Source organism: Phytoactinopolyspora endophytica (assembly GCF_004138495.1).
GTDB lineage: Bacteria > Actinomycetota > Actinomycetes > Jiangellales > Jiangellaceae > Phytoactinopolyspora > Phytoactinopolyspora endophytica.
In genome coordinates this window covers 302,245-304,718 of sequence record NZ_ML142851.1, presented here as the reverse complement: position 1 = coordinate 304,718, position 2,474 = coordinate 302,245, and the positions used below count along the sequence as shown (strand labels likewise).

Here is a 2,474-nt window from a genome sequence, read left to right as displayed (position 1 = left end):
ACGACGACGCGCATGAAGAGATCAGAGCGAGGGGCCGGGGCTACAGCACCGACGCGGCAACGGTTCGCCGGGCGCCGGCGACGACATCGCCGAGTAGCCGGTCCGCCGAGATGTCCTGGTCGGCGAGCCGGTGTTCGGCACATTCCGCCTGCGGACCACAGACGTTCACGGCACCGACCACGGAGGCTTCCCTGTCGCGGAACGCCGAGCGGACCTCGTGCGCGGCCAAGGCGTCATGGGCGGCGTGACCGTGCCGGACGAGCGCCACCGGCTTGCCCGCCCAGGCCGACGTACACCAGTCCAGCGCATTGCGCACCGGGCGAGGGACACCGTGAGTACTGCCCGGCAGGACGACGACGAACCCGTCCGCGTCGGTGAGCCATGGCGCGAGATCGTGCACTGCCGACGGCTGCGCTCCTTCGGCCGGCCATGCGGCCATCCCGTGATCCGGCAGACGTGCGGCTTCGAGATCGATGAAGTCCACATCGACCGCACGGAGCCGGCCGGCGCGCCGAGCGAGCCAGTCCCCGACGACGAGGTCTGCTGTACCGCTGGTCATGACCGAGATTCTTGTGACCCGGTGAGTCATCGCCGTTTCCTCCTTCCTGGTCGGACACGCATCTGTGTTGTCCAGTCGCCGTGTGGCGCGGTGCGCTGTGTTCGGCTTCCGGCTGACGAGGTTCACTGTGCGCGGCGGCACTTCGGATTCACTGCGGCCCGGCTCCAGCTTGACTGCAGCCGCGCCGATACGGGTAGCGCACACGTGCCTCGCCTGGTTCTGATGCCCAGCCCCGCGAGCCCGGCGTCTGCGCACGTGCCGGGCGCTCTAGTGTGAGCAGCATGCGTTTCGGGGTGTTGGGACCACTGTCGGTGTGGACGGCGCAAGGTCGCCTGGTCCGCGTGCCGGAGGTGAAGGTCCGCATTCTGCTGGCGCATCTGCTGATCAGCAACGGGCGTGTGGTGCCGGCGGACCAGTTGATCGACGACATGTGGGGCTCCGGCCTGCCGGCCAACCCCAACGGTGCGTTGCAGACCAGGATTTCGCAGCTCAGGCGCGTCCTGGATGACGCCGAACCGGGCGGACGTTCCGTCGTCGCCTCCCGGGCGCCGGGCTACGTCCTGCAGATCGGTCCCGAAGACGTCGACACGGGCCGGTTCCAGGCGCTCGTGGCGCAAGCTCGTGCCGCCAGTGATCCACAGGCCAGGGCGAGCCTGCTCGCGGATGCGCTGGCGCTGTGGCGGGGTCCCGCTCTCGTCGACTTCCGCGACGAAGAGTTCGCTCGGCCAGAGATCGTCCGCCTCGACGAGCAACGTCTCACCGCCATCGAAGAGCAGGCGGAGGCGAGGCTCGAGCTGGGCGAGCACACGCTGCTGGCCGACGAGCTCAGCGAGTTGGTGTCCCGGCATCCGCTCCGGGAACGGCTCCGTGCTGCGCAGTTACGGGCGCTCTACGGCGCCGGTCGCCAGAGTGAGGCGTTGGACAGCTACCGCAGGGTCCGGGAGGAGCTCGCCGACGAGCTCGGTGTTGATCCGAGTCCTGCGCTCAGCTCCCTGTACGAGGCCATCCTCCGGCAGGACCCGCAGCTTGCCGCGCCTCAGTCCGAGCCGCCGGTGAGCACGGTGCAGGGCAACCTGCCAGCGGTGCTGACCAGCCTGATCGGCCGCGACGACGCCGTGGACGAGGTCAAGAAGCTCCTGGATTCGGATCGCCTGGTTACCCTGACCGGCCCGGGCGGGATCGGTAAGACCAGCTTGGCGATCGAAGCGGCGCACCACGTGCGCGGGTCTTTCCCCGACGGGGTGTGGCTGGTGGAACTTGCCGGGATCGCCCAGCAGTCTGGCCTAGGCGCGCCGGCTGGTCAGGCCGGGCCCGCGGGACCAACCGAACCCGTACCAGGACTCGCCGCAGTGGCTGAGCTGGTGGCCGCCACGCTGAATGTTCACGACGAATCGATCGCCACGGTCCAGAGACCCGCAGACGATCCACAGGCCGTCGTCGGCCGGCTTGTTGCCGTGCTGAAGACCAAGCAGATGCTCATAGTGCTGGACAACTGCGAACACGTGGCGGATGCGGTGGCGGCGCTGACCACGTCGTTGTTGCGGGCGGCTCCGGGGCTGCGCATCATGGTCACCAGTCAGCGCTCGCTCAACGTGGCCGGTGAGCGGCTGTGGGCGGTGCCGCCACTGACGCTTCCAGATGGGAGCGGTGGCCTGCCCGCCCTGCAGACTTCAAGCGCCGTCCAGTTGTTCGTGGCACGCGCCGCGGCTGCGGCCCCCGGTTTCACCCTGGACGACTCGAACGCCGGGGTCGTCGAACACATCTGCCGCCGCCTCGACGGGCTTCCGCTTGCGCTGGAGCTGGCCGCTACCCGGGTGCGTGCGCTGGGGGTACACGAGCTGGCTGCCCGGCTCGAAGACCGGTTCCGTCTGCTCGGCACCGGTCAGCCGCGTGCGCAGGCCCAGCATCGAACGCT

2 protein-coding genes are annotated in these 2,474 nt (G+C 69.2%); one reads left to right on the top strand and one right to left on the bottom strand.

Going from position 1 to position 2,474, the window contains the following annotated elements; translation table 11 throughout:
• Positions 1-40 precede the first annotated feature (40 nt).
• On the bottom strand, positions 41-559 hold the full coding sequence (locus ELR45_RS07205) for an NADPH-dependent FMN reductase (protein ID WP_165367561.1): 519 nt from the start codon (positions 557-559) through the stop codon (positions 41-43).
• A 281-nt stretch (positions 560-840) separates the two neighbouring features.
• Between ELR45_RS07205 and ELR45_RS07200 the strand changes: the two genes are divergently transcribed.
• The coding region (locus ELR45_RS07200; protein ID WP_165367560.1) for an AfsR/SARP family transcriptional regulator at positions 841-2,474 on the top strand (1,634 nt) is incomplete at its 3' end.